The following is an 18,768-nucleotide window of genomic DNA, read 5'->3' as shown; positions in this document are numbered from 1 at the left end:
TCAGATCCCTTTCGCCCGGCGAAAGGGATCTGACCCCGGGCGGGGCAACCGCTATTTGCCCAGCCGGGCTACCAGGGCCTGCAGGGCGTTCTGTGCGTCCGGGGCGAACCAGGCCTCGACGAAACGGTCGAGCTGGATCAGGTCCGGCTGCAGCGCCACGTGCAGGTCGGCGCGGGCGATGGCGCGGGTCAGCAGCATCGGCTGGCGCGGCTGCCTGAGCAGGTCCTGCAGCCAGGCAATCGCGCGTGCCACCACCAGGTCCCCCTCTGCCAGCTCATCCACCAGGCCGATCTGCACCGCCTGTTCGGCCGGTACCAGCGAACCGGTGGTCAGCAGCACGCCGGCGCGGTGCACGCCCACCGCACGGCGCAGCAGGCGCTGGATGCCCTCCGGCGCGATCAGGCCCACCTGCACCTCGTTCAGGCCGATGGCATATGGCCGCGACGGATCGGCGCTGCGGGCCATCACCCGGTAGTCGCAGCACAGGGCCAGCACGCAGCCGCCCGCCGGGGCGTGGCCGGTGATCGCCGCGACCACCGGGATGCGGCTCTCGGCCAGCGTGCGTACGGCGCCAAAGAAGGCGTTCCAGGTGTCCAGCAGCTTGTGCTTGTCATCGCCATGCGAGAGCAGGTGCGGCACGTCCATGCCGCCGGTGAAGATGCGCTCGCTGCCCGACAGCACGATGCCGTGCGCGTCTTCGGCCATGGCCAGCTCGATGGCATGGATCAACTGCCGGCACAGGTCGGTGTCCAGTGCGTTGACCGGCGGCCGCGCCAGGCGCAGTTCGCGGATGGGGCCATGGTTGATCACCTCGATGAGCGTCGTCATGCTGCGGTCTCGTTGCGAAGAAGGAACCTGGGCGATGATAACCAAACCATTCGTTGGCGTACTGTGGCTTCTGTGTGCGGCCGCAGCATCGGCCTCGGCGGCGGAATCGGGCTGCGTCACGGTGGATCAGGGCTGGGCGCGGTTGCCACCGAATCCGGCAATGCCGATGACCGCTGGCTACGGCGTCATCCACAACGGCTGCGGCAAGGCGGTGGTGATCACCGGCGCGACCAGCAGCAGCTTCAATGATGTGTCGCTGCACGAAACCACGATCACGGATGGGGTCAGCCGAATGCGCGCGATCGAGCGCCTGCCGCTGGCGCCGGGTGCACGTGCCGAGCTCAAGCCCGGTGGCCTGCACCTGATGCTGATGCAGGGCAAGGGCGCGCTGAAGGAGGGGCAGGCGGTGCCGCTACGGCTGCAGCTGGAAGGCGGCGGCGAAGCAAGTGCGACGCTGGCCGTACGCAAGGCTGCGCCGTAGCGGGATGGTCGTGCCGGCCGCTGGCCGGCAGCACGGGCAATGCCGGCCAGCGGCCGGCACTACCACAGGGCCTTACGACCAGTCGTACGAGAACAGCACGGTGCGGCTTTCCGGCTCGTACAGCATCTCGACCGCGTCGGCGCCGGTGGCGCAGAGGATCGTGTAGTTCCGGCCGCTGGCCGGCACGATCAAAGGGCCTTACGACCAGTCGTACGAGAACAGCACGGTGCGGCTTTCCGGCTCGTACAGCATCACGATCGCATCGGCGCCGGTGGCGCACCAGTTGTAGCCGGCTACGCCGGCCACGGCGAAGAACTTGTTGCCGTTGCGGGTGATGATCACCGTTTCGGCATCGTCCGCAGCGTTTGGGTCATCGGCAGCGTCGGTGAAGCCCAGTTCGAAGGCCGCGGGAATCTCCGCGGTCTCAGTCCAGTTGCCGAAGCCTATCGGTCCGCCCAGCGTATCCAGGTAGTCGCGTTCGCTGGCCTCACCCTTGCCGTAGCGCGAGTAGCAGGCGAGACGGCCGTGCGCGGCATGGTAATCGCGGGCCTTGGCGTAGCTGTCGCGCATCTGCGCGATGTGCTCCTGCGCATCCTTGTCCTGCACCGCCTCGCCGATGAAATAGCCCTCATTGCCGAGGAAGCGCATCTCGTTGCCGGCGGTCAGTTCGAAGGCGATCCAGTTGGTGCCGGTGAAATCGTTGTGGTGTTCTTCGGTGGTCTCGCCGATGCAGCCGTCGTACGGCTCGATCGGGCACAGCATCGTCGCCACCTGGCCGGCCAGTTCCGGCCGCAGCACGCCCAGGTCAATCTTCAGCAGCGGCAGCAGGTGCTGGCCGAGCCAGGCCTGGTCGGCGGGAAAGACGTCGGTGGGGAAGGGGACCATGCCGGGCAGCAGGTCGCGCAGTTCAGTCTGGTGGATCATGTCAGTCCATTGAATGGGATCGGTAGTGCCGGCCGCTGGCCGGCAACCTCATTGCAGCCAAAGCGTGCCGACCAAGGTCGGCACCTACCAGGGCGCGTCAAGTGGAGGCGCTGCGGATCGCCTCCGGCAGCGCCGCGCTCTTGCCGGTCTGCGTATCCATCCACACCACCACCACGTTGCCGTCGGAATACAGCTTCGACGCGTCCTGCTGGTCGACGATGCGGTGGCCGATGGTCACGCTGCTGTTGCCCAGGCGCTCGACGAACAGCTCGACCAGGATGTCGTTGGGCCACACGATCGGCAGCCGGTAATTGACGTTGGTCGCGGCCACCACCGGTGCGATGCGGTCGGTCATCGATACGCCGTCCACGCCCAGCATCCAGCGCACGCGCGCTTCTTCCAGGTAGGAAATGTACTTGGCGTTGTTGACGTGGCCCATGCTGTCCATGTCACGCCAGCGCACGCTGATCGGGATGCGGGCCAGGATCTTGTGTTCGCTGCTCATCAGGCGTCCTTCTTCTTCAATGTGCTCTTGCTGGCCTTGCCGGTGCTCTTGGCGGCCGCGGCCTTCTTGGCAACCTTGGCCGGCTTCTCAGGCTTCACCTTGCGTGGCGGGCGGGCGTCGGGCTTGTTGGCCACGGCAGCCGGCTGTTCCGGGCGCGCGCTGGTGGACGGCAGCATGCGCGCCAGGAACTGGCCGGTATACGACTGCGGACAGGCCGCCACGTCTTCCGGCGTGCCGGTGACCAGGATGGTGCCACCGCGGTGGCCGCCTTCCGGACCCAGGTCGACGATCCAGTCGGCGGTCTTGATCACGTCCAGGTTGTGCTCGATCACCACCACCGTGTTGCCTTCGTCGCGCAGCTTGTGCAGCACGCCCAGCAGCGCTTCGATGTCGTGGAAGTGCAGGCCGGTGGTCGGTTCGTCGAGGATGTACAGGGTGCGGCCGGTATCGCGGCGCGACAGTTCCTTGGACAGCTTCACGCGCTGCGCTTCACCACCGGACAGCGTGGTCGCGCTCTGGCCCAGCTTGATGTAGCTCAGGCCGACGTCGACCAGGGTTTCCAGCTTGCGTGCGATCGACGGCACCGGCTCGAACAGCTTCAGTGCATCCTCGACGGTCATTTCCAGCACGTCGTTGATGTTGAAGCCCTTGTAGAGGATCTCCAGCGTCTCGCGGTTGTAGCGCTTGCCATGGCAGACGTCGCAGGGCACGTACACGTCCGGCAGGAAGTGCATCTCCACCTTGATCAGGCCGTCGCCCTGGCAGGCTTCGCAGCGGCCACCGCGCACGTTGAAGCTGAAACGGCCCGGCGAATAGCCACGCGCACGCGCTTCGGGCACCTGTGCGAACAGTTCGCGCAGGGGGGTGAACAGGCCGGTGTAGGTGGCCGGGTTCGAACGCGGGGTGCGGCCGATCGGCGACTGATCGATGTCCACCACCTTGTCGAACAGGTCCAGGCCATCGATCTCCTTGTACGGGGCGATCGGGTGCGAGGAACCGTTGATCTCGTTGGCGGCCAGCGAGAACAGGGTGTCGTTGATCAGGGTGGACTTGCCGGAGCCGGACACACCGGTCACGCAGGTCAGCAGGCCCGACGGAATCGCCAGGTCCACGCCCTTGAGGTTGTTGCCGCTGGCCCCGCGCAGGTGCAGGGTCATCTTCGGGTTCGGCTTGTGCCGGCGCGCGGGGATCTCGATCGCGCGCTTGCCCGACAGGTACTGGCCGGTCAGCGAGCGCGGTGCCTCCAGGATGTCCTGCAGGGTGCCCTGGCCGACGATCTCGCCGCCATGCACGCCCGCGCCCGGGCCGATGTCCAGCACGTAGTCGGCCAGGCGGATCGCATCCTCGTCATGCTCGACCACGATCACCGTGTTGCCGAGGTCGCGCAGGCGGGTGAGGGTGCCGAGCAGGCGCTCGTTGTCGCGCTGGTGCAGGCCGATCGACGGCTCGTCGAGCACGTACATCACGCCGACCAGGCCGGCGCCGATCTGGCTGGCCAGGCGGATGCGCTGTGCCTCGCCACCGGACAGGGTGTCGGCCTTGCGTTCCAGGGTCAGGTAATCCAGGCCCACATCGACCAGGAAGCCGAGGCGCTCACCGATTTCCTTGACGATCTTCGCGGCGATCTCGCCACGCCAGCCCGGCAGGCTCAGTTCGCTGAAGAACTTCAGCGCCTCGTCGATCGGCAGCACCACCAGCTCCGGCAGCGGGCGGTCGGCCACGAACACGTTGCGTGCCGCCTTGTTCAGGCGCGCGCCATGGCATTCCGGGCACGGCTGTTCGCTGATGTACTTGGACAGCTCTTCGCGCACCGCCGGCGATTCGGTTTCCTTGTAGCGGCGCTCGAGGTTGGGAATGATGCCCTCGAAGCGGTGCTTGCGCTGGGTGCGGCCACCGGCTTCGGTGAAGTAGGTGAAGGTGATCGCCTCATCGCCGCTGCCGTACAGCACGGCCTGCTGCACGTTCTGCGGCAGCGAGTTCCATGCCGCGTCGACGTCGAACCGGTAGTGCTTGGCCAGCGAGGCGATCAGCTGGAAGTAATAGGCGTTGCGGCGGTCCCAGCCGCGCACCGCGCCGGCGGCCAGCGACAGCTCGGGATGCACCACCACGCGCGAAGGATCGAAGAATTCGGCCATGCCCAGGCCGTCGCAGCCGGGGCAGGCGCCCATCGGTGCGTTGAACGAGAACAGGCGCGGTTCCAGCTCCGGCAGCGAGTAATCGCAGACCGGGCAGGAGTACTTGGAGGAGAACAGCGTCGGCGAAGCGTCGGCACTGTCCAGGCTCTGCACCGAGGCCATGCCGTCGCCCAGCTTCAGCGCGGTTTCGAAGCTCTCGGCCAGGCGCTGCTTGATGTCCTCGCGCGGGCGGAAGCGGTCGATCACCGCCTCGATGGTGTGCTTCTGGCGCAGCGCCAGCGGCGGCACCGCATCGATTTCATGCAGCTCGCCGTCCACGCGCACGCGCACGAAACCCTGCGCGCGCAGCTGGTCGAACACCTGGGCATGCTCGCCCTTGCGGTCGCGGATGACCGGGGCCAGCAGCATGTAGCGCTGTTCCGGGTCCAGGGTCAGCACCTGGTCGACCATCTGGCTGACCGTCTGCGCCTCCAGCGGATAGCCGTGGTCCGGGCAGCGCGGGGTGCCGACGCGGGCGTACAGCAGGCGCAGGTAGTCGTAGATCTCGGTGATCGTGCCGACCGTCGAACGCGGGTTGTGCGAGGTCGACTTCTGCTCGATCGAGATCGCCGGGGACAGGCCCTCGATGTGGTCCAGGTCCGGCTTTTCCATCACGCTCAGGAACTGGCGCGCATAGGCCGACAGCGACTCGACATAGCGGCGCTGGCCTTCTGCATAGATGGTGTCGAACGCCAGCGAGGACTTGCCCGAGCCGGACAGGCCGGTGATCACGATCAGCTTGTCGCGGGGCAGGTCGAGGTCGAGGTTCTTCAGGTTGTGCGTCCGCGCGCCGCGGATGCGGATGAAATCCATCGCCATGGGGGATCCGGTTGTGGGGGCGTTGGCTGGGTGCCGGGCCAGCAGGGAACGGCAATCGGTCAGCCTACCGAGGTGACCAGATGGGGGCAATGGGCGACAATGCCAGCCCGATGTCTCATCTGGTGAGACAGGCCGTCAGGCAGGGGTCAGATCCCTTTTCACGGGGTGAAAAGGGATCTGACCCCGTTCCGGAGCCGTCCCCCGCGGCGTTCGGGGGTTGACTTGACCCGCGCCCGCTGATCTGCGTACAATTCCGCTCCTGTCCGCCCTCGATGGCGGCAGCTCAGACCACAATAACTACAGAGGAAGGCCTGGTCATGTACGCAGTACTGGTCACCGGCGGTAAGCAATACCGCGTGGCGCAGGGCGAAAAGCTCCGCATTGAAAAGCTCGAAGTCGAAGTCGGCAGCGAGATCAAGTTTGACAACATCCTGATGCTGGGTGACAGCGACGGCGTGAAGCTGGGCGATGCGCTGAAGGGCGCTGCCGTCACCGCCAAGGTCCTGTCCCAGGGTCGTGCTGACAAGGTCCGGATCATCAAGTTCCGTCGCCGCAAGCACCACATGAAGCGTCAGGGTCACCGTCAGTACTACACCGAAATCGAGATCACCGGCATCGCCGGCTAAGCATCAGGAGAAGCAGTCATGGCACATAAAAAGGGCGTAGGCTCCTCGCGCAACGGTCGCGACTCCAACCCGAAGTACCTGGGCGTCAAGATCTTCGGCGGCCAGGCCATCGAAGCCGGCAACATCATCGTGCGTCAGCGCGGCACCCAGTTCCACCCGGGCACCGGCGTTGGCCTGGGCCGTGACCACACCCTGTTCGCCCTCGTGGACGGCAAGGTGGAGTTCTCGGTCAAGGGCGCCAAGAAGCGTCGCACCGTCAGCATCGTCTCGGCCGACGCCTGATCCAGGCATCGCCGGCACCCGTGCCGCGGCATGGCCGTGCTGGATGAAGAGCACGCTGCATGGAGAGCCCCGCTTCGGCGGGGCTTTTCGTTAGAGTTGAAGCAAGACCGGCTGGGCCGGGTTGCCGGCCCGCGGCCGGCATGACATTCAAGGTGGCGGCCAGCAGGTCGCGCCCATCGCAGGCATCGAAACAATGAAACTGGTAGACGAAGCAGAAATCGAAGTGTTCGCCGGCAACGGCGGCAACGGCTGCATTGGCTTCCGTCGCGAGAAGTTCATTCCGCTCGGCGGCCCGGACGGCGGCGACGGCGGTGCGGGCGGCAGCGTGTACATCCGCGCCGACGAAAACCTGAACACCCTGGTCGACTTCCGCCATGAGCGTATCTTCAAGGCGCAGCGCGGCGAGAACGGCATGGGCCGCCAGGCCTATGGCAAGGGCGGCGAAGATCTGACCATCACCGTGCCGGTCGGCACCGTGGTCATCAACGTTGCCACCGATGAAGTCATCGGCGACCTGACCCAGCACGGCGACCGCCTGCTGGTGGCCAAGGGCGGTCGCGGTGGCCTGGGCAACATGCACTTCAAGAGCTCGACCAACCGCTCGCCGCGCCAGGCGCTGCCGGGCGAGCCGGGCGAAGAGCGCACGCTGAAGCTGGAGCTGAAGCTGCTGGCCGATGTCGGCCTGCTGGGCTTCCCCAACGCCGGCAAGAGCACCCTGATCCGTGCCGTTTCGGCGGCAACGCCGAAGGTGGCCGATTACCCGTTCACCACGCTGTACCCGAACCTGGGTGTGGTGAAGGTGGAGAACCACCGCAGCTTCGTGATCGCCGACATTCCGGGCCTGATCGAAGGCGCTGCGGACGGCGCCGGCCTGGGTGCGCAGTTCCTGCGCCACCTGCAGCGCACCCGCCTGCTGCTGCACCTGGTGGACATCTCGCCGATGGAAGGCGGCGTGGAGGGCATTTCGCCGGTGGAGCAGGTGCGTGCGATCGAACGCGAGCTGGAGAAGCACGATCCGGAGCTGCTGAACAAGCCGCGCTGGCTGGTGCTGAACAAGGCTGACCTGATGTTCGAAGACGAGGCGCAGGCCGCGGCGGAGCAGATCGTCGCCGAGCTGGGCTGGAAGGAGCCGTGGTTCCTGGTTTCCGCGCTGGGCCGCGAAGGTACCTTCCCGATCATGAGCCGGATCATGGCCTTCTTCGATCGCCAGAAGGAAGACGAGCTGGAAGCCCGCAACGCGCAGTGAATGCCGTTGTGGTTCCATGCGGAAAACCCGGCTTCGGCCGGGTTTTTCATTTGGTAGTGCCGGCCGCTGGCCGGCAATCCCGGTGAACCGCAGGCAACAAAAAACCCGGCCGGGGCCGGGCTTTTGTCTGCTGCCCAACTCCGAAGGGCAGGGCGGCAACGCCGGATCAGGCGGCCTTGAGGGCCTTGATGCGGTCGTTCAGGCGGCTCTTGTGGCGAGCAGCCTTGTTCTTGTGGATCAGGCCACGCGCGCTGAAGCGATCCAGGATCGGCTGGGCAACGGCGAAGGCGGCTTCGGCGCCGGCGGCATCGTTGGCGTCCAGCGCCTTGATCACTTTCTTGACAGCGGTGCGCAGCATCGAGCGCTGAGCCACGTTGCGCGCGTTGCGCACGACGGTCTGCTTGGCGCGCTTCTTGGCGGACTTGATATTGGCCACGGTGGTGGTTTCCTGAAAAAATCGGTGTTATGGGAACAGCAAGCTAGCTAGTATGATGGCCCGAGAAATGCACGTCAAGTCGATTGTCAAGAGGGACGCTGAGTGAGTTCACCGAAGATGTTGCGGGGCCTGCTGTCGTTCAGCAGCATGACCATGGTCTCGCGGGTTCTCGGACTTGTCCGGGATCAGGTGATCACTACCACGTTCGGCACCAATGCGGTTACCGATGCGTTCTGGGTTGCCTTCAGGATACCCAATTTCCTGCGCCGGTTGTTCGCGGAGGGGTCCTTCTCCACCGCCTTCGTGCCGGTGTTCACCGAGGTGAAGGAGACCCGCAGCCACGCCGAACTGCGTGAGCTGATGTCCCGGACCGCCGGCACCTTGGGCGGGGTGCTGATGCTGGTCACCGCCCTGGCGCTGATCTTCGCGCCGCAGCTGGCGGTGGCATTCTCAAGTGGTGCTGATACCGACCCGGTCAAGCAGACCCTGCTGGTCGACCTGTTCCGCCTGACCTTCCCGTTCCTGCTGTTCGTGTCGCTGACCGCGCTGGCCGGCGGTGCGCTGAACAGCTTCCAGCGCTTCGCGATGCCGGCGCTGACCCCGGTCATCCTCAACCTGTGCATGATCGCCGGTGCGCTGTGGCTGGCGCCGCGGCTGGGCGGCACCCCGGAGAAGCAGATCCTGGCGCTGGGCTGGGCGGTGCTGGCGGCCGGTCTCCTGCAGTTGCTGTTCCAGCTGCCCTCGCTGAAGGGCATCAACCTGCTGACCCTGCCGCGCTGGGGCTGGAACCATCCGGGCGTGCGCAAGGTGCTGACGCTGATGGTGCCGACCCTGTTCGGTTCGTCGGTGGCGCAGATCAACCTGCTGCTGGATACCCTCATCGCGGCCAAGCTGACCGACGGCTCGCAGTCCTGGCTGTCGCTGGCCGATCGCTTCCTGGAGCTGCCGCTGGGCGTGTTCGGCGTGGCGCTGGGCACGGTGATCCTGCCGGCGCTGGCCCGCCACCATGTCAGCACCGACCGCGAGGGCTTCTCGCGCTCGCTGGACTGGGGCCTGCGCATGACCCTGCTGATCTCGGTGCCGGCGATGCTGGGCCTGGTGCTGCTGGCCGAGCCGCTGATCGCCACGCTGTTCCAGTACCGCCAGTTCACCGCGTTCGATACCCGCATGACCGCGCTGTCGGTATACGGCCTGAGCTTCGGCCTGCCGGCGTTCGCGCTGCTGAAAGTGGTGCTGCCGGCGTTCTATGCGCGGCAGGACACCAAGACCCCGGTGCGTGCCGGCGTGGCCGCGCTGGTGGCCAACATGGTGTTCAACTTCGCGCTGCTGGCCGTGCTGTACCAGGTGATGGTGCCCGACGCGCTGAAGGCGCAGGGCGTGATGGCGGCGATCGGCAAGCAGCCGGGCCTGCACCTGGCGCTGGGCATTGCCAGTGCGCTGTCCAGTTACCTGAACCTGGGCCTGCTCTGGTACTGGCTGGGCAAGACCGACGTCTACCAGCGGCGGCCGGGCTGGGGCGGCTATCTGGTGCGGCTGGGGGTGGCCTGCGTGGCCATGGTCGGCGTGCTGCTGGCCCTGCTGCACTGGGTCCCCGACTTCACCGGCATGGACAAATGGCACCGTATCGGTGGCCTGATGCTGCTGGTCGGCGGCGGCGGCGCGACCTACGTGGTGGCCATGCTGGCGATGGGCTTCCGCCCGCGCGACCTGCGCGGGCATTGATCGCGGTCCGTGGCGGCTATACTTCAGGGTTACACCATTGAAGCGGCGGCCCCGGTCGGGCCGGAACGAGAGTTGATGAGCAGGCTGTTCAGAAGCGTCGAGGGCGGGGAGCTGTTCCCCAACGGAAGCGTGGTCTGTATCGGTGCATTCGACGGCCTCCACCTGGGCCATCGTGCGCTGGTCCGCCACGCGGTTGCCCGCGCGCGCGCCTTGGGCGTGGCCGCAGTGGCCGTGGCATTCGAGCCGCTGCCGCGTGAATTCTTCGCCCAGGGCACGCCGCCGCCGCGGCTGACCCTGGCGCGCAGCAAGGTCGAGATCCTGCGCGAGCTCGGCGTCGATGCGATCGGCCTGCTGCGTTTCGACGCGGCGATGGCGGCGATGCCGGCCGAGACCTTCGTGCGCCGGTTGCTGGTGCACCGGCTGGGCGCCCGCGAAGTGTGGATCGGGCCCGAGTTCTGCTTCGGCAACCGCCGCCGCGGTGATCTGGCACTGCTGCAGGAGATGGGCGCCGAACTCGGCTTCACCGCGGGCGAGATCGAAGCGGTGGACCTGCATGGCGAGCGCATCTCCAGCACCCGCATCCGCCAGCTGCTGCAGGAGGGCGATTTCGCCCGCGCCAACGACCTGCTCGGCCGCCCCTACGCGATCAGCGGGCGGGTGGTGCGCGGGCGCCAGCTCGGCCGTACGCTGGGCTTCCCCACCGCCAACCTGCGCTTCCCGAAGACCCCGGCACTGTCGGGCATCTACGCGACCTGGGTGCACGGCGTGTTCGACCAGCCCTGGCCTTCGGTGTCCAGCTTCGGTACGCGGCCGACGGTGGAGGGCGTGGAGCCGCTGCTGGAAGCCCACCTGTTCGATTTCCAGGGCGACCTGTACGGCCGCCACATCGACGTGGAGTTCGTCGCCAAGCTGCGCGACGAAGAGAAATTCAATGATCTGGCGGCGCTGACCGACCAGATGCACCGCGACGCCGAACAGGCGCGCGCCATCCTTTCCGAACATAGATTGCGAGCCACTGCGTGAGCCAGGACTACAAGACCACCCTGAACCTGCCAGCCACCGAATTCCCGATGCGCGGCGACCTGCCCAAGCGCGAGCCGGGCATTCTGGCGCGGTGGGAAGAGCAGGGGCTCTACCAGCAGCTGCGCGACAACGCCACCGGCCGCCCGCTGTTCGTGCTGCATGACGGCCCGCCATACGCCAACGGCCGCATCCACCTGGGCCACGCGGTCAACAAGATCCTGAAGGACATCATCGTCAAGTCGCGCTACCTGGCCGGCTTCGATGCGCCCTACGTGCCGGGCTGGGACTGCCATGGCCTGCCGATCGAGATCGCGGTCGAGAAGAAGTGGGGCAAGGTCGGCACCAAGCTTGACGCCGTCGAATTCCGCCAGAAGTGCCGCGAGTTCGCCGAAGAGCAGATCAACATCCAGCGCGTGGACTTCAAGCGCCTGGGCGTGACCGGTGACTGGGACAACCCGTACAAGACCCTGAGCTTCGATTTCGAAGCCAACGAGATCCGCGCGCTGGCCAAGGTCGTGGCCAACGGCCACCTGGTCCGCGGCGCCAAGCCGGTGTACTGGTGCTTCGACTGTGGCTCGGCGCTGGCCGAGGCCGAGATCGAGTACCAGGAAAAGGAATCGCCGGCGATCGACGTCGCCTACGCTGCACGCGATGCGCAGGCCATCGGCCAGGCGTTCGGCGTGAGCGTGCCGGTCGACGTCGAAGTGGCCGTACCGATCTGGACCACCACGCCGTGGACGCTGCCGGCCTCGCTGGCGGTGTCGCTGGGCGCGGAGATCAACTATGTGCTGGCCGAAGGCCCGGCCCACAACGGCAAGCGCCGCTGGCTGGTGCTGGCCGCGGCCCTGGCCGAGCGCGCGCTGCAGCGCTATGGCGTGGACGAAGTGGTGCTGCATGGTGAAACCACCGGCGCTGCGCTGGAAAACCAGCTGCTGGCGCATCCGTTCTACCCGGAGCGCGAGATCCTGGTGCTCAATGGCGACCACGTCTCCGACGAGGACGGTACCGGTGCGGTGCACACCGCCCCCGGCCACGGCCAGGAAGACTTCGTGGTCAGCCAGAAGTACGGCCTGCTGGACAAGTACAACGCTGGCCAGGTCACTCCGATCGACGGCCGCGGCGTGTACCTGGAATCGACCCCGCCGGCCGGTGACGTGGTGCTGGCGGGCCAGCACCTGTGGAAGGCGCAGGAGGCCATCGTCGGCGTGCTGCGCGACAACGGTTCGCTGCTGGCGTTCCATCCGATCCGCCACAGCTACCCGCACTGCTGGCGCCACAAGACGCCGGTGGTGTTCCGCGCCACCCCGCAGTGGTTCATCTCGATGGACAAGGCCAACCTGCGCAACGATGCGCTGGCCGCCATCGACACCGTCGGCTGGTTCCCGACCTGGGGCAAGGCGCGCATCCAGAGCATGGTCGACGGTCGCCCGGACTGGACCATCTCGCGCCAGCGCACCTGGGGCGTGCCGATCGCAATGTTCACCCACCGCCAGACCGGCGAGATCCATCCGCGTTCGGTGGAGCTGATGCAGCAGGTCGCCGACCGCGTCGAAGCCGAGGGCATCGACGTGTGGTATTCGCTGGACGCCGCCGAACTGCTCGGTGCCGACGCGGCCGACTACGAGAAGGTCACCGACATCCTCGACGTCTGGTTCGATTCGGGCGTGACCCATGAAGGCGTTCTCGCCGCGCGTGGCTTCGGCAAGCCGGCCGACCTGTACCTGGAAGGGTCCGACCAGCACCGCGGCTGGTTCCAGTCCTCGCTGCTGACCGGCGTGGCGATCGACAAGCGCGCCCCGTACAAGCAGTGCCTGACCCACGGCTTCACCGTGGACGAGCACGGCCGCAAGATGTCCAAGTCGCTGGGCAACGGTATCGAGCCGCAGGACATCATGAACAAGCTGGGCGCGGACATCCTGCGCCTGTGGATCGCCTCGGCCGACTACAGCAACGAGATGTCGCTGTCGCAGGAGATCCTCAAGCGCAACGCCGACGCCTACCGCCGCCTGCGCAACACCGCGCGCTTCCTGCTCGGCAACCTGGACGGTTTCGACCCGGCGCTGCACCTGCAGCCGCTCGAGCAGATGGTCGCGCTGGACCGCTGGATCGTGCATCGCGCGTGGGAGCTGCAGGAGAAGATCAAGGCGGCCTACGACGGCTACAACATGGCCGAGATCGTGCAGCTGCTGCTGAACTTCTGCAGCGTGGACCTGGGCTCGCTGTACCTGGACGTGACCAAGGACCGGCTGTACACCATGCCGACCGATTCGCACGGTCGCCGTTCGGCCCAGAGCGCGATGTACCACATCGCCGAAGCGTTCACCCGCTGGGTGGCGCCGATCCTGACCTTCACCGCCGACGAGCTGTGGGGCTACCTGCCGGGTGAACGCGCCGGCCACGTGCTGTTCACCACCTGGTATGACGGCCTGGCGCCGTTGCCGGCCGATGCCCAGCTCAATGCCGCCGACTTCGACCAGCTGCTGGCCGTGCGCGAGCAGGTGGCCAAGGTGCTCGAGCCGATGCGCGCCAACGGTGCGATCGGTGCGGCGCTGGAAGCGGAGATCACCATCGCCGCCAGCGAAGAACAGGCCGCGCGCTGGCAGCCGCTGGCCGATGAACTGCGTTTCCTGTTCATCAGTGGCGACGTGCAGGTGCGCCCGGCGACCACCGACGAGGTGTTCGTCAGCGCCCAGCCGACCACCAAGGCCAAGTGCGTGCGCTGCTGGCACCACCGCGCCGACGTCGGCAGCAACGCCGACCATCCCGAGCTGTGCGGCCGTTGCGTGAGCAACGTGACCGGCGCCGGCGAAGTGCGGAGCTGGTTCTGATGGCCGCGCCCCGTCCGCATCCGAACGCCCTGGTCTGGCTGCTGCTGTCGGTGGCCATCATCGGCCTGGACCAGTGGTCCAAGGCCTGGGTGCTGTCCAGCCTGCCGGAGTTCCAGCCGGTGGTGGTCATCGACGGCTTCTGGAACTGGTACCGCACCTACAACACCGGCGCGGCATTCAGTTTCCTGAGCGACGCCGGTGGCTGGCAGAAGTACTTCTTCACCGCGCTGGCGATCGCCATCAGCGGGCTGATGGCCTGGTGGCTGCGCGGCACCGCCCGCGGCAACTGGAAGGCCGCGGTGCCGTATGCGCTGATCATCGGCGGCGCCATCGGCAACGTGATCGACCGCCAGGTGCACGGCCACGTGGTCGACTTCATCCAGTGGTACGTGGGCAGCTACACCTGGCCCTCGTTCAACATCGCCGACTCGGCCATCGTGGTGGGTGCCATCGGCATCGCGCTGTTTGGCCTGTTCGACGGCAAGTCCGCCAAAAAGGCGGATAATGCCAACCCGAAACCGTAAGCCGGCTGCCGCCGGGAGACTGAACTGATGGATGTGCTGCTCGCCAACCCGCGTGGTTTCTGTGCCGGTGTCGATCGTGCGATCGAGATCGTCAAGCGCGCGATCGAAACGCTGGGCGCGCCCATCTATGTCCGCCATGAAGTGGTGCACAACCGCTTCGTGGTCGACGACCTGAAGCAGCGCGGCGCGATCTTCGTCGAGGAACTCGACGAGGTTCCGGACAACAACACCGTGATCTTCAGCGCGCATGGCGTGTCCCAGGCCGTGCGCCAGGAAGCCGAGCGCCGTGGCCTGAAGGTGTTCGACGCCACCTGCCCGCTGGTGACCAAGGTCCACTTCGAGGTCGCGCGCCACTGCCGTGCCGGCCGTGACGTGGTGCTGATCGGCCACGCCGGTCACCCGGAGGTGGAAGGCACCATGGGCCAGTGGAACCGCGAAGCCGGGACCGGGCAGATCTACCTGGTCGAGGATGTCGAGCAGGTCGCGACGCTGCAGATCAACCAGCCGGAAAACTTCGCCTACACCACCCAGACCACGCTGTCGGTGGATGACACGCGCGGCATCATCGATGCGCTGCGCGAGCGGTTCCCTGCGATGCAGGGCCCGAAGAACGACGACATCTGCTACGCCACGCAGAACCGCCAGGATGCTGTGCGCGACCTGGCCAAGCGCTGCGACCTGGTGCTGGTGGTCGGTTCGCCGAACAGCTCCAACTCCAACCGTCTGAGCGAGCTGGCCCGCCGCGAAGGCGTGGAGTCGTACCTGATCGATGGTGCGCACGAGATCGACCCGGCATGGGTGGCAGGCAAGCAGCACATCGGCGTGACCGCCGGCGCCTCGGCGCCGCAGGTGCTGGTCGATGGCGTGCTGGCGCGCCTGGCCGAGCTGGGCGCCACCGGCGTGGGCGAGCTGGACGGCGAACCGGAATCGATGGTGTTCGCGCTGCCGAAGGAACTGCGCCTGCGCCTGGTCGACTGAGCGCGGAAGGACGTCTGCAGGGTACGGCCCGCCACTACCCGGTGTGGGTGCGAACCGAAACTGATCTGGTGGGTGCGAACCTTGGTTCGCACGCCTTTGGCATGGCCGGGTGGGCGCACCGCCCATGACCTTTGGCCATGGGGCCGGCCATCGCACAGGCCTAGCATCGGAGGATTCCCCGTTGTTGGAAACTGCCTGATGAAGACCCGAGCCCTGGCGATGTCGTTGCTGTTCGCGCTGGCGGCCACGCCTGCACTTGCGCAGACCTCGCCACCGGCCAACGCGGCAGCCCCAGGACTGCTGCGCATCGATGTGGACGCGCGCGATCTGGCCCGGCGCATCTTCAAGGTGACCGCCACCGTGCCGGCCACGCCCGGCCCGATGACCCTGCTGTACCCGCAGTGGATTCCCGGCAACCATTCGCCCACCGGCCCGATCGACAAGCTGGCCGGCCTGCGCGTGACCGCCAACGGCAAGCCGCTGGCCTGGCAGCGTGACCAGTACAACGTCTATGCGTTCAAGGTGGACGTGCCGGAGGGCGTGAGCGAGATCGTCGCCCACTTCGATTTCCTGTCCTCGCAGGGCGGCAGCCAGGGCCGGGTGGTGATGACCCCGGAAATGCTCAACCTGCAGTGGAACGCCAACTCGCTGTATCCGGCCGGCATCGACGCGCGCCAGCTGCAGGCGCAGGCCAGCGTGACCCTGCCCAAGGGCTGGTCGTTCGCCACTGCATTGGAGACCGCGCGCCGCGACGGTGACACCGTGGTGTTCAAGCCGATCTCCTATGACCATCTGGTCGATTCGCCCTTGTTTGCCGGCGAGCACTACCAGCGCATCGATCTCGATCCGGGCGCGAAGGTGCCGGTGCACCTCAACGTGTTTGCCGACGACGCCAAATCGCTGAAGCCGAGCGAGGCGCAGATCACGATGCACCGCGCGCTGGTGCAGCAGGCCGACAAGCTCTACGGCGCGCGGCACTACAACCACTATGAGTTCCTGCTGGCATTGACGGACCGCCTCGGCGGCATCGGCCTGGAGCATCACCGTTCCAGTGAGAACAGCGCCGACCCGGGCTACTTCACCGAGTGGGACAACAACGCGTGGATGCGCGATCTGCTGCCGCACGAGTACACCCATTCCTGGAATGGCAAGTACCGTCGCGGCGCCGATCTGGCCACCGCCAACTTCAACACGCCGATGGGCGATAGTCTGCTGTGGGTCTACGAAGGCCAGACCCAGTTCTGGGGCCAGGTGCTGGCGGCGCGTTCAGGGCTGTGGTCGACCGCGCAGGCGCGCGACATGCTGGCCAACGTGGCCGCGACCTATGACCGTGGTCGGCCGGGCCTGGCCTGGCGGCCGCTGCAGGACACCACCAATGACCCGACCATCGCGCAGCGCCGCACGCTGCCTTACCGCAACTATCAGATGAGCGAGGACTACTACTCCGGCGGCCAGATGCTGTGGCTGGAAGTGGAGGGCAAGCTGCGCGAACTGAGCGGCAACCGGCGCAGCCTGGATGACTTCGCACGTGCGTTCTTCGGCGTCGGCAACGGCGACTGGGACGTCAACCCGTACACCTTCAACGACGTGGTCGTGACCTTGAACGGCATCGCGCCGTATGACTGGGCGACGTTCCTGCGCGGGCGCCTGGACGGCCACGGTTCGTTGACCGGCGGCCTGGAACTGGCGGGCTGGAAGCTGGTCTACCGCGATACGCCGAACGATGCCTACAAGGCGCAGGAAAAACGCGCCAAGGCGGCATTGCTGGCGTACTCGCTGGGTGCGACCGTGCTCGACAGCGGCGTGGTCGGCGACGTGATCTGGGACAGCCCGGCGTTCAATGCCGGCCTGGCGCCGGGCATGAAGGTGATTGCCGTTGGCGGGCGCGAGTACAGCAGCCAGCGCTTGAAGGATGCGGTAGCTGCGGCGGCGAAGGACAAGGCGCCGATCGTACTGCTGGTGAAGCAGTTCGACCGCATCGAAACGATGAACATCGCCTACCACGGTGGCCTGCAGTACCCGGTGCTGGAGCGTATCGCCGGCAAGCCTGACCGCCTTGCGGACCTGTGGAAGGCACGATGAAACCGCGCGCCCGCGATGGCGTGATCCTGTTGATGGCGATCCTCGCCATTCTCGGTGCGTTCCTGCACGGCGACGGGCGCTGGCTGCACTGGCTGGCCAAGCCGACCACCACGCTGCTGATCGCTGCCATCGCCTGGCGCGTGCATGATCCAGCGCAGCCGTTCTACCGACGCGCGGTGCTGGCTGGCATGCTGCTGTCGTGCGTGGGGGATATCGCGCTGATGTTGCCGGTGGATGCGTTCGTGCCGGGGCTGGTCGCGTTCCTGCTGGCGCACCTCTGCTACATCGTCGCCTTCCGCGATGGCCTGCGTGCCGGACGTGGCCTGCTTGCCGCCAGCGTCCTGCTCGGCGCGTTCGCTGTACTGAATGTACTTGGTCTGTGGCCGCACCTGCCCGCACCGATGCGCATTCCGGTGCTGGCATACGTGGTGGTGCTGGCCTCGATGGCGGTCCTGGCGCTCGCACGCCAGTGGCGGCGACCGCACACCGATGCAATGGATGCCAGCAGCTCCCGCTGGGCGGCCGCCGGTGCGCTGCTGTTCGTCGCCAGCGACTCGCTGCTGGCCTGGGACCGCTTCGCCGGCGGCCTGCCACTGGCCAGCCTGCTGGTGCTGTCCACCTACTACGGCGCGCAGTACGCCATCGCCCGCTCGGTTGTGCCTGGCCATCGGTAGCCTGGCCTCGTTATGATTTTCTGATGGATAGGGAAATCAACGCGCTGGCTGCAGTTATCGATGCCATACGGGCGGAGTGGTCGCGGCCCCGGGTCGCCATGCATCAGCATGGGGAGTGTCCTTTCCTGCTTCGATCTTCCTTTGTACAACGCAGTGCTGCGGTACCAACAGACCGACGATTCCAGGGCTGTTCAGCGCAGTTGCTCGCATTCTGGGACAGGTACGCTTCGGCGGAATTGTTCAAGGACGAGCAATTTGGTCAATGGGGCATGGAGATGCTCAGCGTCGAGGATGCACACGTTCAGACGGCCTTTCTCGCTGGTTCGCGTCCGTTGGATTTCCGGAGCGGCGATGTCGTATTTGGCCGCTTCTACGGCGACTCAGATCTACTGGTTATGAACGCCTTTGGTTCGGTGCTGGTCTGCCTGCCTTTGGACGAGCGAAAAGACTGGCATGAAGCATCGGACTCGCTTGCAGGCTTCCTATCCCGGCTGCATGAAGCCCAAGGTTCCAAGTACTGGGAGTTGTGATCCATTGAGGGCATCCGCATTGGCTGCCCGCTAGTTCCAGTCTTCTGGCCAGCAAAAAATGCTTGCTCTACCTGCTGGAGTACCGG

Annotated in this window: 17 protein-coding genes; 12 read left to right on the top strand and 5 right to left on the bottom strand. The window is 66.5% G+C overall.

Annotation, left to right across the window (positions count from 1 at the left end):
• Positions 1–51 precede the first annotated feature (51 nt).
• Positions 52–828 carry an enoyl-CoA hydratase/isomerase family protein gene (locus AC5P53_RS11510; protein ID WP_014646368.1) on the bottom strand — a complete coding sequence of 259 codons (777 nt, stop codon included), beginning with the start codon at positions 826–828 and terminating at the stop codon, positions 52–54.
• Between the two features lie 34 nt (positions 829–862).
• Between AC5P53_RS11510 and AC5P53_RS11505 the strand changes: the two genes are divergently transcribed.
• Positions 863–1,309 carry a copper chaperone PCu(A)C gene (locus AC5P53_RS11505; protein ID WP_041863160.1) on the top strand — a complete coding sequence of 149 codons (447 nt, stop codon included), beginning with the start codon at positions 863–865 and terminating at the stop codon, positions 1,307–1,309.
• A 198-nt stretch (positions 1,310–1,507) separates the two neighbouring features.
• On the opposite strand, the gene AC5P53_RS11500 is transcribed toward AC5P53_RS11505, so the two are convergent.
• From AC5P53_RS11500 to uvrA, 3 genes are all read right to left on the bottom strand, one after another.
• A complete protein-coding gene (locus AC5P53_RS11500) occupies positions 1,508–2,233 on the bottom strand; it encodes a hypothetical protein (RefSeq protein WP_014646370.1) in 726 nt (241 codons plus the stop codon).
• 97 nt (positions 2,234–2,330) lie between these two features.
• Entirely contained in the window at positions 2,331–2,738 is a 408-nt protein-coding gene (locus AC5P53_RS11495) for an acyl-CoA thioesterase (RefSeq protein ID WP_241886601.1), read from the bottom strand.
• A complete protein-coding gene (gene uvrA, locus AC5P53_RS11490) occupies positions 2,738–5,731 on the bottom strand; it encodes an excinuclease ABC subunit UvrA (protein ID WP_241886602.1) in 2,994 nt (997 codons plus the stop codon). The genes AC5P53_RS11495 and uvrA overlap by 1 nt, the downstream gene beginning before the upstream one ends.
• Before the next feature lie 317 nt (positions 5,732–6,048).
• Here uvrA and rplU point away from each other — a divergent pair, with 317 nt between their 5' ends.
• From rplU to cgtA, 3 genes are all read left to right on the top strand, one after another.
• A complete protein-coding gene (rplU, locus tag AC5P53_RS11485) occupies positions 6,049–6,357 on the top strand; it encodes a 50S ribosomal protein L21 (RefSeq protein ID WP_005408557.1) in 309 nt (102 codons plus the stop codon).
• Between the two features lie 18 nt (positions 6,358–6,375).
• The gene (gene rpmA / locus AC5P53_RS11480; protein ID WP_005408558.1) at positions 6,376–6,639 is read left to right on the top strand and encodes a 50S ribosomal protein L27; all 264 of its coding nucleotides are present in this window, start codon (positions 6,376–6,378) and stop codon (positions 6,637–6,639) included.
• A gap of 193 nt (positions 6,640–6,832) precedes the next feature.
• Positions 6,833–7,885, top strand: a complete 1,053-nt coding sequence (gene cgtA, locus AC5P53_RS11475; RefSeq protein ID WP_014646373.1) for an Obg family GTPase CgtA — start codon at positions 6,833–6,835, stop codon at positions 7,883–7,885.
• A 166-nt stretch (positions 7,886–8,051) separates the two neighbouring features.
• Here cgtA and rpsT read toward each other — a convergent pair whose 3' ends face one another.
• Positions 8,052–8,321 carry a 30S ribosomal protein S20 gene (gene rpsT, locus AC5P53_RS11470; protein ID WP_005408560.1) on the bottom strand — a complete coding sequence of 90 codons (270 nt, stop codon included), beginning with the start codon at positions 8,319–8,321 and terminating at the stop codon, positions 8,052–8,054.
• Positions 8,322–8,438: 117 nt separating this feature from the next.
• Between rpsT and murJ the strand changes: the two genes are divergently transcribed.
• The 8 genes from murJ (at position 8,439) to AC5P53_RS11430 (ending at position 18,682) form a co-directional block, all read left to right on the top strand.
• A complete protein-coding gene (gene murJ / locus AC5P53_RS11465; RefSeq protein ID WP_014646374.1) occupies positions 8,439–10,043 on the top strand; it encodes a murein biosynthesis integral membrane protein MurJ in 1,605 nt (534 codons plus the stop codon).
• A gap of 75 nt (positions 10,044–10,118) precedes the next feature.
• Positions 10,119–11,066 (top strand): bifunctional riboflavin kinase/FAD synthetase, encoded by a 948-nt coding sequence (locus tag AC5P53_RS11460; protein WP_014646375.1) that lies wholly within the window; start codon positions 10,119–10,121, stop codon positions 11,064–11,066.
• Positions 11,063–13,894: an isoleucine--tRNA ligase gene (ileS, locus tag AC5P53_RS11455; protein ID WP_241886603.1), complete on the top strand. Its 2,832-nt coding sequence runs from the start codon at positions 11,063–11,065 to the stop codon at positions 13,892–13,894. Before AC5P53_RS11460 ends, ileS begins: the two co-directional genes overlap by 4 nt.
• On the top strand, positions 13,894–14,418 hold the full coding sequence (gene lspA / locus AC5P53_RS11450) for a signal peptidase II (RefSeq protein ID WP_014646377.1): 525 nt from the start codon (positions 13,894–13,896) through the stop codon (positions 14,416–14,418). The genes ileS and lspA overlap by 1 nt, the downstream gene beginning before the upstream one ends.
• 27 nt (positions 14,419–14,445) lie before the next feature.
• Complete coding sequence (gene ispH, locus AC5P53_RS11445) at positions 14,446–15,396, top strand: 4-hydroxy-3-methylbut-2-enyl diphosphate reductase (protein ID WP_005408565.1); 951 nt, start codon at positions 14,446–14,448, stop codon at positions 15,394–15,396.
• Positions 15,397–15,594: 198 nt separating this feature from the next.
• Positions 15,595–17,478: a M61 family metallopeptidase gene (locus AC5P53_RS11440; RefSeq protein WP_241886604.1), complete on the top strand. Its 1,884-nt coding sequence runs from the start codon at positions 15,595–15,597 to the stop codon at positions 17,476–17,478.
• The gene (locus AC5P53_RS11435) at positions 17,475–18,152 is read left to right on the top strand and encodes a lysoplasmalogenase (protein WP_241886605.1); all 678 of its coding nucleotides are present in this window, start codon (positions 17,475–17,477) and stop codon (positions 18,150–18,152) included. The genes AC5P53_RS11440 and AC5P53_RS11435 overlap by 4 nt, the downstream gene beginning before the upstream one ends.
• A 23-nt stretch (positions 18,153–18,175) precedes the next feature.
• Positions 18,176–18,682 (top strand): hypothetical protein, encoded by a 507-nt coding sequence (locus AC5P53_RS11430; RefSeq protein ID WP_241886606.1) that lies wholly within the window; start codon positions 18,176–18,178, stop codon positions 18,680–18,682.
• Positions 18,683–18,768 lie beyond the last annotated feature (86 nt).

Source organism: Stenotrophomonas sp. YJH_SMC_82, assembly GCF_059368875.1.
Note: the sequence above shows the minus strand (reverse complement) of the source record. Positions and strands in the feature narration are given on the sequence as shown.